The 16470-nt window shown below is 45.1% G+C and carries 8 protein-coding genes; 3 read left to right on the top strand and 5 right to left on the bottom strand.

Annotation, left to right across the window (positions count from 1 at the left end; all coding sequences use genetic code 11):
* Window positions 1–376 precede the first annotated feature (376 nt).
* The 3 genes from J7I42_RS25955 to J7I42_RS25945 form a co-directional block, all read right to left on the bottom strand.
* Window positions 377–2989: an Ig-like domain-containing protein gene (locus J7I42_RS25955; RefSeq protein ID WP_209141799.1), complete on the bottom strand. Its 2613-nt coding sequence runs from the start codon at window positions 2987–2989 to the stop codon at window positions 377–379.
* A 141-nt stretch (window positions 2990–3130) separates the two neighbouring features.
* On the bottom strand, window positions 3131–5143 hold the full coding sequence (locus J7I42_RS25950) for a glycosyl hydrolase family 18 protein (protein WP_209141798.1): 2013 nt from the start codon (window positions 5141–5143) through the stop codon (window positions 3131–3133).
* A 36-nt stretch (window positions 5144–5179) separates the two neighbouring features.
* The gene (locus tag J7I42_RS25945; protein WP_209141797.1) at window positions 5180–6634 is read right to left on the bottom strand and encodes a carbohydrate-binding protein; all 1455 of its coding nucleotides are present in this window, start codon (window positions 6632–6634) and stop codon (window positions 5180–5182) included.
* Window positions 6635–6916: 282 nt separating this feature from the next.
* Between J7I42_RS25945 and J7I42_RS25940 the strand changes: the two genes are divergently transcribed.
* Window positions 6917–7156: a hypothetical protein gene (locus J7I42_RS25940; protein ID WP_209141796.1), complete on the top strand. Its 240-nt coding sequence runs from the start codon at window positions 6917–6919 to the stop codon at window positions 7154–7156.
* A gap of 687 nt (window positions 7157–7843) precedes the next feature.
* Complete coding sequence (locus J7I42_RS25935) at window positions 7844–12214, top strand: Ig-like domain-containing protein (protein ID WP_209141795.1); 4371 nt, start codon at window positions 7844–7846, stop codon at window positions 12212–12214.
* Window positions 12215–12567: 353 nt separating this feature from the next.
* On the opposite strand, the gene J7I42_RS25930 is transcribed toward J7I42_RS25935, so the two are convergent.
* Together J7I42_RS25930 and J7I42_RS25925 are read right to left on the bottom strand one after the other, a co-directional pair.
* Window positions 12568–13725 (bottom strand): MFS transporter, encoded by a 1158-nt coding sequence (locus J7I42_RS25930; RefSeq protein WP_209141794.1) that lies wholly within the window; start codon window positions 13723–13725, stop codon window positions 12568–12570.
* Between the two features lie 99 nt (window positions 13726–13824).
* Window positions 13825–14715, bottom strand: coding sequence for an AraC family transcriptional regulator (locus tag J7I42_RS25925; RefSeq protein WP_209141793.1), 891 nt, complete (start codon window positions 14713–14715; stop codon window positions 13825–13827).
* 293 nt (window positions 14716–15008) lie between these two features.
* Between J7I42_RS25925 and J7I42_RS25920 the strand changes: the two genes are divergently transcribed.
* Complete coding sequence (locus tag J7I42_RS25920) at window positions 15009–16418, top strand: TolC family protein (RefSeq protein WP_209141792.1); 1410 nt, start codon at window positions 15009–15011, stop codon at window positions 16416–16418.
* The last annotated feature ends 52 nt before the right edge of the window (window positions 16419–16470 follow it).

Here is a 16470-nt window from a genome sequence, read left to right as displayed (position 1 = left end):
TTGACCAGTTAACCAGTTAATTGGTCAACTTAAGAGTAAATATTAAGGTCACTGTCGTTTTTGTTGCGTTTATTATTAAGAAAGTAAGATAATATAAGACCAATTATAATAATGCCGGTGATAATGGGAAAAGCTATTGGATTCATAAAGCCGTCTTTTATATGTTTGATTAGACGGTTAACTGCGGCTAATATTGTTAATGGCTTGTAAGTTTTTGGTTAACGGGGAAAAAGGGAACAAGACAACAAGACAACAGGCCGACCAGGGTATAAGGGACCAGGGGACAAGGCATAAGGTATATGCAAAAGGCAACGAGGCGCCAATTGGATCCTTCAATCCTGGGGCCTCGTTGCCTTTATGCCTCATTGCCTTTTTATCAGCGTTTGATGAATTTCCTTGTTATAGTTTCTTTACCGGTATTTATTTTAACGAAGTACATACCTGGCCGCAGATTAACAATATTTATATGTTGCCCGCTAAGGATGGCTGGTGCCGTGTATGCTACCCCCCCGTTCATATTCATGATGGTAACATCGAACCGATCCCCCATATTACCATACCGGATCACCATTTCATTACTCGCCGGGTTTGGTAAGATCTGCACCGATGGTGTATACTCAGTATAAGGTACTACAGTGTTTCCTGCATTTGCTGCCTGGGTGGTCATAGCGCCTGTTTGACGTATTACCACAGAGCTGGCCCAGTCGTTTAAGTTTACGGTAGAACCGCCCGATAAACCTACACTTACCAGACAAGTTGCATTGCTTTTGAACAAATAAGCAGGGCCTGCAAAATTATTATCCTGGTACAGGATAGCCTCATATCCGCTGTTCACTTTTAGCGATGAAATATCATCGTTAACAGCGCCCAACGCCATTAACTGGCTAAGCGTGTACGAACCAATTGGCAGATTGATGGCATAACCACCAAAATCGCAATGTTTGTACACGGTCACACCTGGTGGATTGTTAACACCCACTGTGATCTGGGCAGAAGACTGGCCGCCACGGTCGTCTGTAGCTACTGCTTTTATTGCATAAGTGCCAGCTGTGCCAATTGACCAGGTATAGGAATAAGGGGCCGTAACGTCTTCACCGAGTTTGGTTGTTCCATTAAAGAACTCCACTTTGGCTATAAGCCCATCGGCATCTGTGGCGTTGGCATTGATGGTAATGCTTGCCGGGGCGGTAAAGGTGCTGCCATTGGTGGGTGATGTTATGCTCACAACCGGCAGGGTGTTACTGATTGAACGGATACGCAAAGAAGTGGTAGAATCATTCCAGCCGCTGCTTACCAGACAGGAAACATCGGCAGTATAACCTGCAGACGCGCCGCCAAAATTATCGCTCTTATACAGCACCACTTCATAACCGGTTGTTATTTTGATTGACGAAAGGTCTTTGTCTGAAATGCCTTTAGCCAGGAGTTGCGCTTTGGTATAGCTGCCCTCATTCAGGCCAATAGCATAGGTACCGGTATAATTACAATCTTTATAAAAGATGGCAATACCGGTTGGGGTAGAACCACCGGCAACGGTACCTGTAATGGTATAAGTGCCCAGCGATCCATAATTGGAATAACCAGTGGTAGCCGGGCTGCCTGAACCCGTACCTGTAACCGAAACAAAATATTTACCGGCAGCTAAGGTGCTGCTGATACTGGCATTTAAACCCGTGGGGTTCGACGTGGTAATTGCGGTACCATTCGCGTCATGTAAAGTAGCCAGGATGTCCAGATCGGGATAAGCAGCATTGGAGGTGAAGGTCAGACTGAGATTGCCACCTGTAGTATTAAAGGCGAACATATCTACATCGCCCGTGCGTTCAATAAGCCCTGCATTGCTAACAGCGCCAGCCGTATTAACGGTGAGGGGCGCTGCTGCTGTAATGGTATTGCCATAATCATCAGTGCGGTAACCTATCCCATAGGTTGAGCTGGTAATAATGGCCAGGTCATCCTGTGTTTGACTGGCATTGGCATACTCGCCTTTACTCCATTGTACCAGTGATACGTAATAGCCAACGCCCATAATGGGAGCCCAGTTGCCCTGTCCCTGGTAATATTCTTCATCAGGAGTTGTTCTTCCATCGTGTGCAAGGCCCAGGGTATGGCCTACTTCATGCGAACCGGCTTCACCGGCTGCTCTTGCCCCGCTGTTGAACACCCAGCAAGGGGTTTCATCATTCCATTTAAAAGAGCCCAAATAAGCTACCCCGCCGGCTCCCGGGGCAGCCGTATTGGTAGGTGTAAAAATGCAGCGCATTCTTTTTGTTTTCGGATACGTATTAAAAACGGCCTCACTGGTGGTGATGTTTATATGAAACGGGCGGTAATCTTCGCTGATCAGTTGCCATACTTTTTCTTTGTCGGCATCTGTTAAATTGGCCGGGGCTGCATTAATGGGATTACCGTTGTTCCAGCCAGTGCCTGAAACTAATTGTCCATCGAAGTCGAGCAATACACAACCATTGCCACCGGGAAAGCTTTGCAGGTCGGTAACGGCAGCTGCAGCATTCGCCGTAGCAGGGTCTGTAGTACTGGCGTCGGGTTTTTCGATGTTTACCTGTTGGTAGTTTATACAAACTACTTTATTAATATCTTCTTCTTCTACAAAGACTGCTCCGTTGTTATCGGAATAATATTTATACGCTTTTTTAGTGTTATGCAACAAAATGTGACCGTTCACTGATTTGCCTTCAAACATCAGGTAGAACGATGAGTTGGGCATATTCTCAATAGTACCCGCCAGTTGTTCGGAGCCTGCATTCTGCGACCTGCGAAAATTAACAGCAGCTGGTAAAGAAAGGGAAGGGGAGAGTTGTAACGTCAAACGACTGAGCCTGTTTGGTTTTTGTGTGGCAGTGATCTGCTTTCTAAAACTGTTCAATACATTGTTGCTACTGCCGATAGGAAAACGTTTGTCCTGTGCATAGGTTGCGGAACCAAACGCTATCAGGCCTGCCAGCAGGTACAGATTTAATTTTTGCATGGTGCGTGATTGAAATGAGGAATGATATAAAATAAAAAAAACTGTCAGGTCAAAACCATGGTATTATGCATAGTATTAGTATGCACACTACGGTTTAAACCTGACAGGGATTATTAACTAATTAACAGAATACAGAACCTACTACTTGATAAACTGGCGGGTGATCTTTTTATCACCTTTGGTGAACAGCAGGGTGTATACACCTTTACTCAAAGAAGATACATCGATCTTGTTTGAAGCTGCCCGTGCAGCCATTACCACTTTACCGCTGATATCGAAAATTCTGATGATACCACCGTCCAGTGTTTCGCTGCTCTGGATGTTCAGTTGTTGATGTACAGGGTTAGGGTAAAGGTTGAACGCTTTACCATTTTCCATGGTAGCATCGATCAAAGTGCCGGCTACTGCAGAACGGGTACCTGATGTTAAAGGTGTGATGCGGATCCAGTTCAGGTTCCAGCCACCAGCTTGTGCGTATACGCCAAAGTTGTAAGTACCAGCAGTCACCGTAACGTTGTGAGAAATGGTTGTCCAGTTCTGCCATCCGCCTGTGCTGGGCACATCTAACTGACCCAGTTGGATAGCGCCAGCGTTCAGATCGCAAGATACACGGCCACCACCGCTCAGGCTGGCAACCCGGTATTCCACTTTGTAAGTTCCGGTAACAGGGAAGTTGATGTTGTAATAAGCCATCCAGTCGCCCTGATCGATATAACCTACGTTCTGACCACCATCTGTGTCAGTGGTTGTTTCTGTTTGAACGCCAGACATACTGTTATAGCTTTCAGCCTGGATCAACACCCCACCGGTTGGAGGAGGCGTAGTTCCTTCTGTGCCGTATACTTCAAATTCATACAGCGAATAACCCCATTCCGTACCACGTGCAGTACCAGTCATCCGAACATATCTGCCGGTAGCAGTTAAACCTGTATAGTCATTGGTGAGTGAAGTATTACCAGTAACGTTCTTAACTGATGTCCAGCTGGCATTGTCTGCAGAAACTTCCAGTACGAAATTTTTTCCGTAAGCAGCTTCCCACAGCAATCTGATCTCAGAGATGCTATACTGTTTACCTAAGTCAACAGTGATAGACTGTGGATCAGCAGCCGCAGATGACCAGCGGGTAGTTGAATTACCATCCACTGCCAAATTACCTGGGAATTGGCTTTCTTCAACTGATGATACGGTTACGGTTTTGTTGAGGGCGATGTTGGTACCTGTAGGAGGAGGGTTTGTGCCGCCGCCTCTGGTCAATACTACATCATGAATAGCCGACAACAATGAGTTAGCGCCTGTAGCATCGTTGCTCAGTTCCCACATCATGATACCATTGCCATTATCAAACGCCAGATTGGTTTTGTTTTTGATGGTAGTGATACCATTGTAACCAACGCCATTATAAGTATCAGAATAAGGGTTAGCGCCACGGGCAATCAGCTGAGCGAAAGACTCCCAGCTGGGTCTGCCGTAGAAGGGAACGCCTAAAACGCATTTTTCTTTAGGTAAGCCACGGCCTCTCCAGTAATTCATTGATTGTTGAGCGAGCGCATAAGTTGAGTGTTGGTAATCGTTGTAGTCATAAGCCATCAGGTTCAAAAAGTCAACTACACTGAATACTCCGTTCAGAATGCTTGCACCACCATCACCTACAACAGCAGCAGTCAACAGTTTGCCACGGCTGTGCATTTCGTTCGATAGTGAGGTCATCAGTGTCAGGTAGTTGTTGGCAGAAGTGCCATTGTCTGGGTATTCCCAGTCAATATCAACACCATCGAGGTTATACTGATTAACCAGGCTGATCAGGGCTTGTACAAAGGTATTGCGAGAGCCGCTGCTGGCAGCCAGTCCTTCGAAACCACTGTCGTTACCATCGTTCCAGCCACCTACGGAGATCATTACCTTAACACCATTGGCATGGGCCTTTGATACCAGGCTCGACAGTTTGCTGGGATTATCCAGTCCCTGTAAGGTACCATTGCTATTAGGTAAAATGAAAGCATAGTTAATGTGGGTAAGCTTACTGTATTGAACAGTGTTTACATCGCCAGCCCATGATGGCATATAGCCGATCACTTTGAACTGTGCTGATGCGCGCTGTACGCATGTGAACAACAGTAGTGCAAGGAAGATTCTTCCCGGTAGATTTTTCTTCATGATTTTAGATTTTTGATTTTACAGGTTCGGACGTGTTTATTTCACAAACTCTTTGGTGATCCTTGTTTGGTTTTTGGTGAATACCAGGGTATACACACCTGGCGCCAGTGCAGAAACATCGAGGTGATTAGTGGCGGGTCTTGCCGTCATAACCTGTTTGCCGCTGAGATCAAAGATGCGAACGAGACCGCCCGACAATGATTCGCTGCTGGTGATGTTCAATTGATGTTTAACCGGATTGGGATAAATAGTGAAGGATTTACCTGATTGTACAGCAGTTTCTGCTGGGGTATTTGCCACGGTTGTCTGTCTTGCACCGCTTAATGGGGTGATGCGGATCCAGTTCAGGTTCCAACCACCGGCAACGGCAAAAATACCAGGGGTATACGTGCCGGCATTAACATATACAGTATGTGAAATGGTTGTCCAGTTTTGCCAGCCACCAGTACTAGGTACGTCCAGTTGGCCCAGTACAATAGAACCGGCGTTCAGATCAGCTGACAAACGGCCACCGCCATTCAGGCTCGCTACACGGTATTCAATCTGGTAGTTGCCGGTAGTGGGGAATACGAGCGGAGAGTAAGCCATCCAGTCGTTGGCATCGATCCAACCTACGTTTTGGCCACCACCTGCATCGGTAGTTGCTTCCAGTTGCACGCCTGACATGTTGCTATAGCTTTCTGCCTGTATAGTTGTGCTGGTAGGAGGGTTTGGATTACCACCGGCATCCTGGTACACTCTTACATAATCAACATACATTTTTGCAGGGAAACCATTTAAGTCGATGTTGAAGCCGGGCCAGTTGCCACCAACAGCCATATTCAACAAAAGAAATTGATTGGCATGGAACTCACTGGTTCCGTTGATGCCGCCACCAATGTACATTTCATGATATTTAACACCATCGAGGAACCAACGGATGTAATTGGCATCCCACTCAATACTATAATCATGATAGTCAGTTACGGTGCAGGCTGTGTTGCCGCCATAAGAAGCATATTGGTTATTGTTATCCAGCCAGTGTGGTGTACCATATGTTCTGTTCTCGGCATTGATGTGTTCCATGATATCGATCTCGCCACAGGCAGGCCAGCCCGCGCCGCTATTAATATTATCGCCTAACATCCAGAAGGCAGGCCAGATCCCTGAAAACGCCGGCATCTTGATACGGGCTACCATTTTGCCGTATTTCCATGACTTCTTACCGGCAGTTTTCATGCGGGCTGAAGTATAGTTAAAACCGCCAAATGATTCGCGTTTGGCAGTGATCACCAGTTGTCCGTTTTCAATAGTGGCATTCTCCCGGCGGTAGTATTCCAGCTCATTGTTGCCCCAGCCGCCGCTGCCGTTACCGGTTTCAAAAACCCAATCAGCACTGATGCTGTTGGTAAATTCATCCTGCCACACAAGCTGCCAGTTCTGGGCCTGTGCGCTTTTTTGAAACGTTGTTAATGCACCCAATAATAAACAGGTAGGTAAAAACTTTTTCATAGTCAATAGCTTTGAGGTTTTTAAATTTTTAAATATTAAGCAATCTTAGATCGTGAATCATGAATCCACCTACGCCAAGGCTTCGGTGGACGAGTCGGCAATCGTCAATCGTCAATCGGCAGTCGGTAGTCTTCAATCATTAATCGTCAATCGGCGATTCGCCTTCGTTCTTCGGCTCCCATAGCGTCAAACTTCGGAACGCATAGACATAACATAGCGCCTGTAACAGGTAACCGGATACTGAGCCCGATAGTTATCGGGAGGTAACTGGCGTCATGAAATATGAAGCCTGTAACCTGTATCCTGCAACCTGGAACAAGTCAAAGTCCTTACGCAACCGCACGTCGCGTGTGGCTGATAACAAATATGGAAGGGGAAAAAATTATGGCTATTCTATACAGTACAAGGGAAGCAGGTGATCTACCCACTTTAGTGCTAAGGGATGTGCTGCTACAACATTATTACTACTTACGAACAAGTGATTTCTACAAAGAAGGTGAAGGCAAAAATCACTCCAATTAATTCAAATGGCTAAAACGTTTATAAATTTTCAAAGGCAAACTTATAAAGGTGATGAAAAAGAGTAAAATTACTCGTTAAATCCAGCACCGGGTCAGGACAAGGTAAAGGATAAGGTGTTAGGTTAGCAATGACCCTTCTATAACAATATAGTTAACTTAAATCTTAAGAATCCGGGATAATAAATTGTTTATATAGATGTATATGTGTTCTGATATGATTATCAGTCTATGTATAACGTAGATATATAATGTGGAAAAAAATAAAGCTGCTTTCATAGTTAAAGTGTTTTAAACAGTTTTTACTTTGCAGCTGCTTCTACAATAATATTACTGCAGTTACAAAATACCTTCTTCATAATGCGGAACGCTTAAAGCTGAACGCCTAAAGCTTAATGCACAGATAAAAGTGCTTTGTCTTTAGGGTTGTTGCTTAACTACAGGCCTTGCTTTGCCAATACTTCCCGGGCGCAATAGGCTGAGTTTTATGCGTGTTTGCATTCATTATCAATTCCTTTGTTTTCCCTTTATGTCTAACGTTTGTTACGCAAGCGAATGCGTTGTGTTTTTGTATGTTTCGTTATTTGCGTTCAATCTTCCCCGTTGAAGGTTCGGTCATTGCTTTGCATTAACTGATTTTAATTTTTTCTAATTATAGTATGTATTGTTAATCTAAAAAAAGCCTTACAGTATGAAAGCGTTGTCTACCCTGAGCAAATGGCGCCATTGGCGAAGTTTGCAGTATGTTCAACTGGCTATTTTGCTATGTTTTTTTTCTACTGCGCGCGCGCAGGTAAGTCCTTCAGTGCCGGCCACTACGGCACAACACACCAAACAGGTGATTGGTTATATTACACAATGGGATGCCTGGAAAGATGTGGCGAACCTGGTGCCAAAAGGTGGTTATAACCATTTGAACGTGGATTATTCCCAATACACCATTTTGAACTTTTCCTTTTTTGGCGTAGCCAAGGATGGTTCATTGCACAGTGGTGATTTTCGCAACAAGAACATTTATCAGGTGGGCGCCGTTCAGGAGCCTGCTGCCTTGTTGAACGAAGATATTTACAGCAGCTGGGACCTGTTCCTGCTGTATGGTGAACTGGAGACCCTGTATTACATTTCTGATGGAAGCTATGCTTACAACCAGGGCTATCGCAATGAAGGCGCCGGCTGGAAAAATGTGAATACCGGTAAAACCGGTTCTTTTCCTTTGGCCATACATAAACAAGGCGGTCAACCCGGTTTGTTAGAACTGGCACATTCAAAAGGGGTGAAAGTAAATGCCTCTATTGGTGGCTGGAGTATGTGTAAGCACTATCCTGAAGTAGCTGCCGATGCTGCTAAACGTGCCAAATTCGTAGCCAATTGTAAAGACCTGATCGCGATGGGTTTTGATGGTATCGATTTCGACTGGGAATATCCTAACGATCCTGGTATGAACATCGAACATTATAGCGCTGCTGATTACAACAACTTTGCTACGCTGGCTGAAGAAGTTCGTGCAGCTATTGGCAGCAGCAAATTGATCACTGCCTGTTTCGCCGCTTCACCTGCAAAGCTGGGTGGTTTTAACTGGACCCGTCTGAATGCCGTGCTCAACTATATGGACATGATGACGTATGATTATAATGGTGGTTGGAGCAACAAGGCTGGTCACAATGCGCCTTTGTATGATTATCCTGGTATGGAGTATCAGGGTTTTTCGTTGGATGGGACCGTAAGAGGATTAAAAAGCCTGGGTGTTAACCTGAGCAAGGTTACTTTAGGAGCTCCTTTCTATGGAAGAGGCGTTATTTGCAGCAGTACTGGTGCGGTGAACGCTGCTACCACCAAACGTCAGGAAACCGTTCAGCCCGATGGTCCTATTCAAACCTGCGCCGACTTTACCAACTGGCAAAGAGACCTGTGGGATGGAACTCCTCCTTACAGTTATATTTTGCAGGCAACTGGTAGCGGATCTGGCTGGACTGAATACTGGGATGACAATGCAAAAGTGCCTTATAAAGTAAAAGGAAACTATTTCCTGAGCTATGATAACGAGCGTTCCATCGAGGCAAAAGCACAATACATAAAGGATCAGGGGCTCGCTGGAGTTATTGTATGGCAGGTGTTTGGTGACATGACCGACATGACCAGCAGTACTTCAGGTACCAAACTGATCTTCTGTCCTAATACCAAATCAAAACTGGTAAACAAGATCAACCAGGTATTTGCCAGTGGCAGCACAGGCAACCAATTGCCAACTGTTTCCATTGCTTCTCCTGCCAACAACGCTACTTTCACTGCGCCTGCCAACATTGCGTTGACGGCCAATGCAGCCGATGCGGATGGCAGCATTTCAAAGGTTGAGTTCTTTAATGGTGCAACCAGCCTCGGTTCTGCAACGGCTTCACCCTATACTGTTAACTGGAGCAATGTGGCAGCCGGTACTTATACCGTCACTGCTATTGCTACTGATAACACTGGTGCTACTACTACTTCTACAGCCATTACAGTAAAAGTAAATGGTTCTACTGGTAACAACGCACCTACGGTATCAATTACAGCGCCAACCAGCGGCAGCAGCTTTACTGCACCGGCCAGCATTACATTAACTGCCAGTGCAGCTGATGCCGATGGCACCGTTTCAAAAGTAGAGTTCTTTAATGGTGCAACCAGCCTCGGTTCTGCAACTACTGCTCCTTATACTGTTACCTGGAGTAGTGTAGGAGCCGGCACTTATTCGGTCACTGCAAAAGCTACCGATAACAGCGGCGCTTCTACTACTTCCTCTCCTGTAACTTTAACTGTAAATACCAATACAGGTGGTAACACCAGCAAAGTGATCGTGGGTTACTGGCATAACTGGGGTACTACCTCAGGAACGCCGCCTTACATCCGTTTGCGCGATGTGAATCCTAAATACAACGTAATTCAAATTGCCTTTGGCGTTACCTCAGGCGATCAGTCTACAGTAACCTTCACTCCAGAAGGAACTACTGTTGCTGATTTCAAAGCGGATATTGCTACGCTGCAATCTCAGGGCAGAAAAGTACTGTTATCACTGGGGGGTGAGAACGGTATCCTGCAACTGAATACCGCTGCCAATAAAACTTCATTTGTTAATTCAATGAAGTCGTTGATGGACCAGTATAACTTTGATGGTTTTGATATTGACCTAGAAGGTGGTTCTAACCTGGTACTTAACAGTGGTGATAATAACTTCATGAATCCTACTACGCCTAAAGTGGTGAACCTGATCGCTGGTATTAAAGAGGTGATCAATTACCGCAAAGGCCTGGGTAAAGATTGCTGGCTGACCATGGCGCCAGAGACTTATTATGTTCAGGCAGCGTATGCTTCTACCTATTCTCCATTGGTGGGTGCTTATCTGCCATTGATCTATGGCTTGCGCAATGAGTTACAGTTCATCCATCCGCAATTGTACAATACCGGTCCAATGACGGGTATGGATAATAAAAACTACTCTTCAGGCACAGCAGATTTCATTGTGGCTATGACAGAAATGCTGTTGAGTGGTTTCACTGTTGCAGGTACCAACCAAACTTTCCCTGCCTTGCGTGAAGACCAGGTAGCCTTTGGTTTACCTGCTCAAACTTCTGCAGCTGGTTCAGGTTACACCACCCCGGCGAATGTGAAGAAAGCGTTGGATTACCTCACCAAAGGAACTTCATTCGGTGGCGGTTATGTAATGAGAAAATCAAGCGGCGGTTATCCTGGTTTAAGAGGTATCATGACCTGGTCTGTTAACTGGGATAAAGCGAATGGTGATGAATTTGCCACTAACTACTATGACTACTTCTTTGGCAATACAGGTGGTGGTAACAATGCCCCTGTGGTGAGCATTACTTCACCTGCTTCCGGTGCTAACTTTACTGCGCCAGCTACTATTGCTATCACTGCATCAGCCAGCGATAACGATGGTTCTGTTACCAAAGTGGAATTCTTTAATGGCGGTACTAAACTGGGTGAAGCAACTTCAGCTCCATACAGCTATACCTGGAGCAATGTGGCTAACGGTACCTATTCACTGACTGCCCGTGCAACTGATAATAAAGGTGCTGTAACCACTTCTGGTGTTGTTTCTGTTACTGTTGGTACAGTTACTGGTGGTGGTTGTAATGGTATCCCGGCCTGGACGGCTACCGATGTATACACAAGTGGCAAACAGGTTGTGTACAATGGTAAAGTGTATGAAGCAAAATGGTGGACACAAAACGAACAACCTGATACGCATCTGGGCGATGGCATGGTGTGGAAATATATCAGTGATTGTAACGGCGGCGGCAGCAACAATGCCCCTGTTGTTACCCTTACCTCACCTGCTTCTGGTGCTACTTTTACGGCTCCTGCAACAGTGGCTATAGCCGCAACTGCCAGCGATGCGGATGGTACAGTAAGCAAAGTGGAATTCTTCAACGGCGCTACCAAACTGGGAGAAGCCACTGCAGCTCCATATAGCTATACCTGGACCAACGTAACCAATGGCACTTATGTTATTACTGCAAAAGCAACTGATAACAGTGGAAATGCAACCACTTCAGCTTCTGCAACTATTGTTGTGAGCATCGGTGGCGGTGGTTCTGGTAATTGTGCCGGTGTAGCCGAGTACCAGCCTTATCCAAAGATCTATAACAAAGGCGACAAAGTAACCTATAATGGCAACCTGTACGAAAGCCTGTCTGATGCCCTGTACAATGTTACACCGGGTACAGCTGACTGGTGGTGGAAACCATTAGGTGCCTGCTCTGCAACTACAAGAGTTACTACGGCAACCAATATGGCAAGTACTGCAGGCGGCGCTTCTGTAGTGCCTAACCCGCTTACTGGTAGCTCTGCTCAGGTGCTGAAATATGCTGAAGCTGGCGACCAACTGGTTGTTGAAGTTCAGAATATAAGCAGTGGAAATGCAGTGAGCAGTCAGTCCTATACCGCATCAGTGACTGGGGTGAATAGTATCACTATTCAAACCGGTAAACTGACGCAAGGTATCTGGATCGTTCGCATCACCAACAAGAAAACCGGTAATGTGAGCTTGACCCGGTTGGTGAAACAATAGGATGACAACTGAAGAAAGATAAATTGATCAGTACGGAATGAGGAGTTTACATTCCGGATCTCTTCGGAGCACAGGTTATTGGAAAAACCAAACAAGGAACAGGAAGTGCGGGGTTACCCCACTTTCATGTTCCTTGTTCTTTTTATCGGCAATCCTCAATCGGCAATCGGCAGTTTTGGACTCACGAAATTTGAGCCTCACTTATCGTGAAACGTGAAATCCCGACAAGTCGGAACAGGCTGTGAAACGGCAAAGCCTACAATTCAGGTAGCCTATCAGAATCGAGTATAGCTATTAGTCGGAGATTGCCCATTGCCTTTATCAACCCTATCAACTAATTCAACTCTGTCAACTTACTCCTCTTTCATTTGACTAACCAGCCAGGTGATCAAAATGCCCAGTAAGGCAATGATGGCTATTGACCAGCGAAGATTAAATGCTTCTGCAATAAACCCAACCATTGGCGGCACAATTAAAAAGCCAAAATATCCAATGGTGGAAACACCTGCGATCGCCGGTCCGCCACTCATATGTTTTACTTTACCCGCCATACTAAATACCATGGGCACTACACACGATAAGCCAAAACCTGCCATCATAAAGCCCAGACCGGTGGTAATAATATATGGACAAATAGCCGCCAGCAACAAACCGCTTAAGATAAGCAGTCCACTATATTTCAATACGGCTTTTACTCCGAAATTGTTTGCCAGCTTATCGCCCGAAAACCGTCCCAATGTTACGGCCACCATATAAAATGCATATCCCGCAGTAGCTAATTCTTTGGAAGTATGTACCGCTTTCTTCAGATAAATAGCGCTCCAGTCGTACATGGTACCTTCGCAGGCCATGGCGGCAAAACACATGAAACCCAGTTTTAACAGGGCTTTATCGGGCATTCTGAATTTTGTTTTTTGTAACCGCTCGTGTGGTTGCGGTTGCTGGTGCACGCTGTCCTTGAAGAAGATAATACAAAGTGTGGTCAGTAAAATACAAACAGACAGGAAATGCCAGGAGGGGTCAATGCTGAAAGAAACAAGCAATGATCCAATGGCGGCGGCTGCAAAACCGGCCACACTCCAAATGCCATGAAAGGTGGCAATGATGGAGCGGTCGTATAATTTTTGTACGCCAATGGATTGTGCATTGGCCGAAATATTGAAAAGGTTGCGCGAAGAACCAAAAAAGAACAACACCAGCACCAGTTGCCAGGTTTCGCGGGTAAAGCCAACGAGGCATAACATGATATTGAACATCACGGCACCGGCAAACATGATATAACGGCTGCTGAAGCGTCGTAACAAATATCCGGTAACCGGCAGGGTGCACATTAAACCTGCAGGCAACGCAAACAATACAGCGCCCAATTTTCCTTCACTCAAATGTAAATTCTGTTGAATGGTTGGAATGCGGGAGGCCCAGGAAGAAAAACCAAAACCCGAAACAAAAAAGAAAACAGCAGTAGCAATACGGGACTTCCGTGGTGAATCGCTGGTTGAAGCACTAATCATAACAAGTATAGAACGAGATTAATTATTCAGTCAATTTTTTAATATGCCCCGATGTATCGGGGTTTCATGTTCCATGATGCAGCAGCATTGAACGCGAAACTAAGCAGTAGCCGCTACTACCATCTTTCTGTCAAACATTACCTGTTTGCGGTATCCGGTAGGGCTAATGCCTTTGTATTTTTTGAAAATGCGGTTCAAATGGCTTTCGTCAGTGAAATGCAGTTCATTGGCAATCTCGTTAATACGCATATCGCTGTGCAGCAATCTTGTTTCAACCAACCTTAACTTATAGTTGGTGATATAGGTTTGTAAGGTTTCGCCGGTATGCTTTTTAAAATATTCGCTGAGGTAATTGACGGATATCTGAAAGGAGTTGGCAATCTGTTCTGCCTTTAATAATTCAGGTTTATAAATATTGGCCTGTACATAATGAATGATCTTTAAAGTAGTGTCATCATTATTTGCTTCAGGCTTCATTCTTTTGGGCGCCTTTATATATATATTGCGGGCTACGATCGAGAGCACCGTATTCACTATCTGGTTAATGATCTCCTGGTGATAGGGTTCTTTATTGATGTGTTCTTTTATCAATCCTTCTATCAGTGCCTTTACCAGTACCCGATCGCTCATCCCTTTCAAAATGCAGCCGGGTGAATGTGTGGTATTATGGAAGATGTATTCCAGTTTATTGATCCATTCTTTTTGCTGACTATTGGCCTGTTCGTTTTGTGATTTGAAGTAGATATCGTTAAAACGGATCAGGAAAAATTTAGTAGTGGTTTTGACAGTCACTTTATGCATGTCTTGCGGTGTCAATAAAAACAAATGACCGTTGCTGTACTCGAATTTGTTTTTATTAATGCAATGGGTGCCAGTACCATCAATGATATAAACCAGTTCAAAGAAGTTGTGTTTGTGAGCTGGTTTCAGGACCTCATCGGTTTCTTTATAAACTATCTCAAAGGGGTGATGAAGGTAATCTACGTGCATACCTGCAAAAGTACAGAATAAACCCAAAATTGTACAACGGAATTCCCCGGGGTATTTGCAATTTTACAGTCCTATAGCAAACATGTATATCCTGACATTCGCCCAATCATTGATAACCTGCCTAATGAACAAGGGGCAAACATAACGACCTGGCTACGATGCTGTCATTAAAATCAGATTAAAAAAGCGAAGTATATATTCTTCTCTATAGAAGAACAGGTTCTTCGTTAACGTTCAATTAACAACCAAGCATGGTCTTACCATTTTATACATCATCAACCCAAAAAAGTACAATGCGGATTAATGCATTCCCGGCTATTGTTATAATAGGATTACTATTATTGGGCACTCAGGAAAACGCAAGGGCCCAATCGGCACAACCGTTGACATTATCTGACGCCATTAATACCGGATTAAAAAATTATCAAAGCATACAGGCTAAACGCAGTTACCTGAATGCTTCCACTGCATTGGTGCAAAATACCCGCAATGAGTATTTGCCCAATGTGATCGCCTCCGTGCAACAGGATTTTGGTAACATTAACGGACAATATGGACCATTGGCAGCGGTTGGTGGTGTGGCTGGTGTTTCATCAAGCGGCCCCATAAGCCCTTCACAAAACTGGAATTCTTCCTTTGGTGGATTATATTTTTTAAATACCAACTGGGAAGTATATTCATTTGGCCGGCTGAGATCAAAGATCAACCTGGCTTCAGCACAGGTGCAGCGCGACTCTGCTGACCTGATGCAGGAGCAGTTTGTACAAAGCGTGAAAATCGCCGGTGCTTATTTGAACCTGCTTACCGCACAACGGTTGTTGAAGACTGCACAGTCGAACCTCGACCGGTCCTTGTATGTAAAAGAAGTGGTGACTGCGCGTACCCGTACCGGTTTAAATGCCGGCGTTGATTCTTCCATTGCCAATTCAGAAGTATCTCGGGCGCGGTTGGCCATTATTGATGCCCGCAACAGTGAATTGCAGTATCGTAACCAGCTGGCGCAATTGCTAAACGTGCCACCCGCCGAGTTTAGCCTAGATACCGCCTTTATTAGTAATGCGCCGGTTGAAGTAAAGACCAATGCGGCCGTTACACAAAACCCTCAGGTAAAGTTTTACCAGTCGCGCATCAATCAAAGTGATTATGCCACTGCGTATCTCAAAAGAAGCATTCTGCCCGGGTTGAATCTGTTTGGCATTATTCAAACAAAGGGTTCCGGTTTTGATTATACTTATTCTCCCACCAATCCCAAATACTCGCAGGATTATTTTGAAGGCATAAAACCTACGCGCACCAACTATGTGGCCGGGGTGTCTATTGCCTGGAATATTACCAGCCTGGCAAAAATAAAGAACCAGGTAAAAGCGCAACAGTTCCTTACCGAGGCATATAAAAATGAATACAACCTGGTGACCACCCAATTGCAAGACCAATTGATACTGGCCGATCAGCGGATAGAGAACAGTTTGCAAAGTGTACAGGAAGTGCCGGTGCAATACAAGGCTGCTTCTGATGCTTATTTGCAAAAAAGTGTTTTGTACAGAAATGGATTGACCAATATCGTTGACGTGCAACAGGCGCAATATGCGTTGAACCGGGCCGAAGCCGATTTGAATGTGGCTTATATTAATGTATGGCAATCATTGTTGTTGAAAGCAGCTGCTTCGGGCGATTTCGATCTGTTTGTTAAGCAAGTGAAGTAAGCGAACAGCAATAAGGCGTGCCACGGTTCGAACAAAGCGTGCCACGGTTCAA

The sequence above is a fragment of the Niastella soli genome (assembly GCF_017742245.1).
GTDB lineage: Bacteria > Bacteroidota > Bacteroidia > Chitinophagales > Chitinophagaceae > Niastella > Niastella soli.
The sequence above is the reverse complement of the archived record's forward strand: the minus strand, read 5'-3'. Positions and strand labels throughout refer to the sequence as shown.

Excerpts from the sequence above, each read along its gene's own strand:
- J7I42_RS25955 (WP_209141799.1), bottom strand. The coding sequence starts at position 2,989 with ATGCAAAAATTAAATCTGTACCTGCTGGCAGGCCTGATAGCGTTTGGT.
- J7I42_RS25950 (WP_209141798.1), bottom strand. The coding sequence starts at position 5,143 with ATGAAGAAAAATCTACCGGGAAGAATCTTCCTTGCACTACTGTTGTTC.
- J7I42_RS25945 (WP_209141797.1), bottom strand. The coding sequence starts at position 6,634 with ATGAAAAAGTTTTTACCTACCTGTTTATTATTGGGTGCATTAACAACG.
- J7I42_RS25940 (WP_209141796.1), top strand. The coding sequence starts at position 6,917 with ATGAAGCCTGTAACCTGTATCCTGCAACCTGGAACAAGTCAAAGTCCT.
- J7I42_RS25935 (WP_209141795.1), top strand. The coding sequence starts at position 7,844 with ATGAAAGCGTTGTCTACCCTGAGCAAATGGCGCCATTGGCGAAGTTTG.
- J7I42_RS25930 (WP_209141794.1), bottom strand. The coding sequence starts at position 13,725 with ATGATTAGTGCTTCAACCAGCGATTCACCACGGAAGTCCCGTATTGCT.
- J7I42_RS25925 (WP_209141793.1), bottom strand. The coding sequence starts at position 14,715 with ATGCACGTAGATTACCTTCATCACCCCTTTGAGATAGTTTATAAAGAA.
- J7I42_RS25920 (WP_209141792.1), top strand. The coding sequence starts at position 15,009 with ATGCGGATTAATGCATTCCCGGCTATTGTTATAATAGGATTACTATTA.